Source organism: Stenotrophomonas sp. HMWF003, assembly GCF_003061285.1.
In the GTDB taxonomy this organism is placed as follows: Bacteria; Pseudomonadota; Gammaproteobacteria; order Xanthomonadales; family Xanthomonadaceae; genus Stenotrophomonas; species Stenotrophomonas maltophilia_AP.
The window spans coordinates 18728-24230 of sequence record NZ_QAIW01000411.1; the positions used below are offsets into that span (position 1 = coordinate 18728).

General features: G+C 68.7%; 5 protein-coding genes. 3 read left to right on the forward strand and 2 right to left on the reverse strand.

The annotated features are described in order from the left end of the window. From DBR34_RS17645 to DBR34_RS17655, 3 genes are all read left to right on the forward strand, one after another. Window positions 1-539 (forward strand): carbohydrate ABC transporter permease (locus DBR34_RS17645; RefSeq protein WP_258224082.1); only part of this gene is annotated, 539 nt, incomplete at its 5' end. A gap of 47 nt (window positions 540-586) precedes the next feature. Beyond that, entirely contained in the window at window positions 587-3721 is a 3135-nt protein-coding gene (locus DBR34_RS17650) for a discoidin domain-containing protein (RefSeq protein WP_258224083.1), read from the forward strand. Between the two features lie 5 nt (window positions 3722-3726). Then, a complete protein-coding gene (locus DBR34_RS17655; RefSeq protein ID WP_128097746.1) occupies window positions 3727-4641 on the forward strand; it encodes an endonuclease/exonuclease/phosphatase family protein in 915 nt (304 codons plus the stop codon). 73 nt (window positions 4642-4714) lie between these two features. Here DBR34_RS17655 and DBR34_RS17660 read toward each other — a convergent pair whose 3' ends face one another. Then, window positions 4715-5137, reverse strand: a complete 423-nt coding sequence (locus DBR34_RS17660) for a hypothetical protein (RefSeq protein WP_128097747.1) — start codon at window positions 5135-5137, stop codon at window positions 4715-4717. 91 nt (window positions 5138-5228) lie between these two features. Beyond that, the coding region (locus DBR34_RS17665; RefSeq protein ID WP_219928331.1) for a hypothetical protein at window positions 5229-5503 on the reverse strand (275 nt) is incomplete at its 5' end.

Here is a 5503-nt window from a genome sequence, read left to right on the forward strand (position 1 = left end):
CCAAGCTGCGCTTCGCCGGCCGCGAGCGCATCTTCCAGGTGCTGCTGGCCGCGCTGGTGATCCCGGCGCAGGTGGCCATGCTGCCGCTGTTCCTGCTGATGAAGCAGCTGGGCCTGGTCAACAGCTTCGGCGGGGTGATCGTGCCGGCGCTGGCCAGCGTGTTCGGCATCTTCCTGGTGCGCCAGTACGCGCGTTCGATTCCCGATGAGCTGCTGGAAGCGGCGCGCATCGATGGGGCAGGGGAGATGCGGATCTTCTTCCAGATCGTGCTGCCGATGCTCAAACCGGTGCTGGTGACCCTGTCGATCTTCACCTTCATGGGCGCGTGGAACGATTTCATGTGGCCGTTGATCGTGTTGACCGACCAGGAGCACTACACTTTGCCGGTCGCCCTGGCCACCCTGTCGCGCGAACACATCATGGACGTGGAAATGATGATGGCCGGCGCGGTGGTCACGGTGGTTCCGGTGCTGCTGCTGTTCCTGGCATTGCAGCGTTACTACATCCAAGGTCTGCTGCTGGGGAGTGTCAAAGGGTGAAACATGCCGTCGTCGCGGTGGGTCTGGGTCTTGGGCTGTTGTGGTCGCTGGCGGCCCCGGCCGCCGCGCCGGCCCCGTTGCCGGCACCAAAGGTGCTGGACAGCTTCGACGACATGACGCCCTGGAAGCTGGTGGTGTCCGACCAGGTCAGCGGCTCGCTGCGCAGCGTGGTCGGCAGTGGCGGCGGGCGTGCGCTGTGCGTGGACTACGACTTCCACGACGTGTCCGGTTACGTCGGCATCCGCCGCGAGCTGGGCATCGAGTACCCGGCCAACTACCAGTTCGGCGTGCAGCTGCGCGGCGACTCGCCGGCCAACGACCTGCAGTTCAAGCTGATCGACGCCAGCGGCGACAACGTGTGGTGGGTCAACCGGCCCGGCTACACCTTCCCCAAGGCGTGGAGCACGGTGCAGTACCGTGCCCGCCAGATCGACAAGGCCTGGGGCCCGGGCAAGGACCCGACGCTCACCCGCAGCGCCGCGGTCGAATTCACCATCTACAGCAAGGTCGGCGGCAAGGGCACGGTCTGTTTCGACCGCCTCACCCTGCAGGGCCTGCCGCCGATGGATACCTCGGCGCTGACCCCGTCGGTGATCGCCGATACCGCCACCGCGCTGCAGAGCCGCATTGCCGATGGCAAGCCGGACACGGTGTGGATCAGCGGCGGCGTGGCCGACCAGACCATCAGCCTGGACCTGCACAAGGTGCGCGAGTTCGGCGGTGCGGTGATCCAGTGGCTGCCTGGGCTGGAGGCCACCCGCTACGTGGTGCGTACCTCGCAGGACGGACGCAGCTGGAAGGAAGTGCGCGAAGTGGTCGGCGGTGGCGGCGACCGCGACTGGCTGGCGCTGCCCGACACCGAGGCGCGCTACCTGCGCTTCGATCTCAAGGGCGGCCCCAGCTGGCGCTACGGTATCCGTGACATCAGTTTGAAGCCGCTGGATTTTGCGGCGACCCCGAACGATTTCGTCCGTTCGGTAGGTGCCGATCTGCCGCGCGGTTCGGTACCGCGCGGGTTCAGTGGCGAGCAGCCGTACTGGACCCTGCTGGGTCTGGATGGCGGCCGCGAGCAGGCGTTGATCGGCGAAGATGGCGCGCTGGAAGTGGCCAAGGCCAGCTTCAGTGTGGAGCCCTTCGTGCAGGTGGACGGCAAGAAGCTGCTGAGCTGGGCCGACGTGGCCAGCACCCAGTCGCTGCAGGACGACTACCTGCCCATCGCAAGCGTCGACTGGCGCCACGACACGGCCGCGCTGAAGGTCACCGGGTTCGTGCAGGGCACGCCGGACAAGGCGCAGCTGGTGGGGCGCTACACCCTGCGCAACCCCGACAAGGTGGCCCACGACTACACCCTGGCGCTGGCCGTGCGCCCGTGGCAGGTGAACCCGCCCACGCAGTTCCTCAATACCGTCGGCGGCGTCAGCCGGATCGACAACCTGTCGGTGGAGGCCACCGACGTGGAGGTCAACGGCAGCCCGCGCCTGTACCCGGCGCAGGCCCCGGACAGCACGTTTGCCACCACCTTCGACGGCAAGCTGGACGTGGTCCACCTGGCCAGCGGCAAGCTGCCGGGCACCACCGAAGTGCGCGACCCGACCGGGCTGGCCAGCGGCGCGCTGCTGTACCGCTGGCGGCTGGAGCCGGGCCAGAGCCGCGAGGTGGCCATCGTGCTGCCGCAGACCGGCAGCTGGACGATGCCCAAGGACTTCGACGCAGCCAAGGCCCAGCAGGCCGTGGCCTCGATGTGGCGGACCAAGCTGGACCAGGTGACCCTGCAGGTGCCCGCTGCCGGCAAGCCGCTGGCCGACACCCTGCGCACCGCGCTGGCGCACATGCTGATCTCGCGGATCGGGCCGAGCATCCAGCCGGGCACGCGCTCGTACTCGCGCAGCTGGATCCGCGACGGCGCGATGATTTCCGAAGGCCTGCTGCGCATGGGCCGCAGCGACGCGGTGCGCGAGTACGTCACCTGGTATGCCCCGCACCAGTTCGACAACGGCAAGGTGCCGTGCTGCGTCGATCCGCGCGGCAGCGACCCGGTGCCGGAAAACGACAGCCACGGCGAGTTGATCTTCAATATCGCCGAGTACTGGCGCTACACCGGCGACAGCACCTTCCTGGAAGTGATGTGGCCGCACGTGCAGGGCGCCTATACCTACATGGAACAGCTGCGCCTGAGCGAGCGCACCGAGGAGAACCGCGCGCGCAACCCGGCCTTCTACGGGATGATGCCGGTGTCGATCAGCCACGAAGGCTATTCGGCCAAGCCGATGCATTCGTACTGGGACAACTTCTGGGCGCTGCGCGGCTACAAGGACGCGGCCACCATCGCCACCACGCTGGGCAAGATGGACGCCCTGCAGATCAGCGAGTCGCGCGACCAGTTCCGTGACGACCTGCAGGCCTCGCTGCTGGCTGCGGTGGCCCTGCACAAGATCGACTACCTGCCCGGCGCGGCCGAGCTGGGCGACTTCGACGCCACCTCCACCACCATCGCGCTGGCCCCGGGCGGCGAGCAGGGCCGCCTGCCGCAGCCGTACCTGGACAACACGTTCGAGCGGTACTGGAAGCAGTTCGAGGAACGCCGCGACGGCAAGCGCGAGTGGAAGGACTACACCCCGTACGAGTGGCGCAACGTGGCTGCGTTCGTGCGCCTGGGCTGGCGCGACCGCGCCTGGCAGGCCACCGAGTTCTTCTTCAAGGACCGTGCCCCGCAGGCCTGGAACCAATGGGCCGAAGTGGTCTCGCATACGCCGCGCAAGCCGTTCTTCGTCGGTGACCTGCCGCATGCGTGGGTGGCCTCGGACTTCGTGCGCTCGGCGCTGGACATGTTTGCCTACAGCCGCGACGTCGACGACAGCCTGGTGCTGGCGGCCGGCGTGCCGACGCGCTGGCTGGAAGGCAAGGGCGTGGCGATCAAAGGGCTGCGCACCCCGAACGGCCAGCTGAGCTATGCGCTCAGCCGCAGCGACAAGCAGCTGGTGCTGGACCTGTCGGCCGGGCTGGTGCCACCACATGGCGGGGTGATCCTGCCGTGGCCCTACAGTGGCGAACCGGGTAACACCACCGTCAACGGCGAACCGGCGCAGTGGCTGAACGGCGAGCTGCGCATCACCCAGGTACCGGCGCGGGTCGAGATCGACGTGCCGTCGTCGGTGCGCCGCGCCGAGCGCAAGGCGCAGTGATGGGCATGCATCGTCATCGTGCGTGGCTTCGCCGTGGCATGGCCGGATTGCTGGCATCGGCGGCGTTGCTGGCCGGCGTCGCCCTGGCCGCCGAACCCGTTGCCGTCGCCCCGACACCCGTGCCGTCGGCCAGCGCCGCGCCGGGCATGAGCATGGTCACCTTCAACCTGCACCACGACCGCGAAGACTGGCCGGCGCGGCGCAAGGTGATCCTGCGCGAACTGCAGGCGCTGCGCCCCGACGCGATTGCCCTGCAGGAAGTGATCCAGAAGCCGCACGTGCGCAACCAGGCCGCGTGGCTGGCGCGCAAGCTCGGCTACGACTACCAGTTCGTCTCCACCGACCCGCCCGGCCGCTTCAAGCGCTATGGCAATGCGCTGTTGACCCGCCGTCCGGTGCTGGCGCGCAACGACCACCTGCTGGCGCCGTTGGGCGACTACCGCACGGTGGCGCACCTGCGCATCGATGTGGACGGCCAGACGGTAAACGTCTATGCCACGCATCTGAACGAGCGCGCGGACGAGAGTGGCAGCCGCATCCGTGGCGAGCAGGTGGCCGACCTGCTGAAGTTCATCGCCGACACCGGCGGCGACGCCCCGGTGGTGATCGCCGGCGACTTCAACGCACTGGTGGATGCGGGTGACCTCAGTGCGCTGCGCAATCATTACGGTGACAGCTTCGGCAGCGTGCACGTCAACAACGAACTGGCGCAGGTGAGCACCCTCAACCGGCACTACTTCGACGCGCCGCTCCGCATCGACCATATCTTCTTCCAGCAGGACCGCCTGCTCGCGCGCGAAGCGCGGATCCTGTTCGACCAGCCGTACGCCGAAGGCCGCTGGGCCTCGGACCATTACGGCGTATGGACGCGCCTGCAGTTCGCGCCCAGCCCGGGCAGCCCGGCCGCCACCACGCCCTGAGCGCAAGGTAGAGCCACGCCATGCGTGGCTGCCCGTCCGCCGTGATGCAGCCACCAACGGTGGGTACCCACCGCTACGGTATGGCCTGCTCGCTGATCTTCTCCCACGTCTGGCCGTCGCGCGTGCGCCAGGTACCGCCGGTGGCGCAGCATCCGCCGGCACCCAACGCCATGCGCCCCAGCACGGCAATCACCGCGTCCTCTTCGTGGCGCAGTGACTGCCGCTGGCAGTCGGTGAAGAACGGGTAGGGCGGCGGTGCCAGCACTTCGGTGAGGGCGACGGCCGGTTCGCGCCCACGCGTGACCTGGAAGACCTTGCAGTCCTGCACCAGCAGTTCGATGTCCACGCCCTGCAGCCGGCCCACGAACAGGTCCTCCGGCGCGGCATCGCGCACCGCGATGGCGGCCTTGCTGAGCGGAGCAGGCGGGGCGGGCTGGCAGGCCGACACCAGCACCAGCAGCGCAGCGCAGGGGGTGAGGCGAGGGCGCCGATTCATGCGCCGAGCATGCGACAGCGCACCGAGGGCCCAAACGCAGACAGCGGCCCGAAGGCCGCTGTCTGTTTACTACGCTCCCACTGGCGCGGGATCAGGCCTTGTCGTGCTTGTCCTGATCCGGCGTGCCGGCTTCATCGGCCTGCGCGACATCGGTGGGGATGTCCTCGCGGGCTTCGGCCTGGGCCGCCTGTGCGGCGGCGTCGGTGCTGGCGGGGGTGTCGCTGCCCGCATTACCGAACAGCTGGCCGTTATGCACGACCGGGGCAGCCGGGGCGGCCTCGACGCGGGCGACCGGGGCCGGTGCGGCCTTCTCCGGTGCCGGCTGGGTCGGGTCGACCGCATCCAGCATGCTGGACTGTACGGGGC

What these genes read in the sequence shown, in the direction of transcription:
- DBR34_RS17655 (WP_128097746.1), top strand. Translation starts at nt 3,727, where the DNA reads ATGCATCGTCATCGTGCGTGGCTTCGCCGTGGCATGGCCGGATTGCTG.
- DBR34_RS17660 (WP_128097747.1), bottom strand. Translation starts at nt 5,137, where the DNA reads ATGAATCGGCGCCCTCGCCTCACCCCCTGCGCTGCGCTGCTGGTGCTG.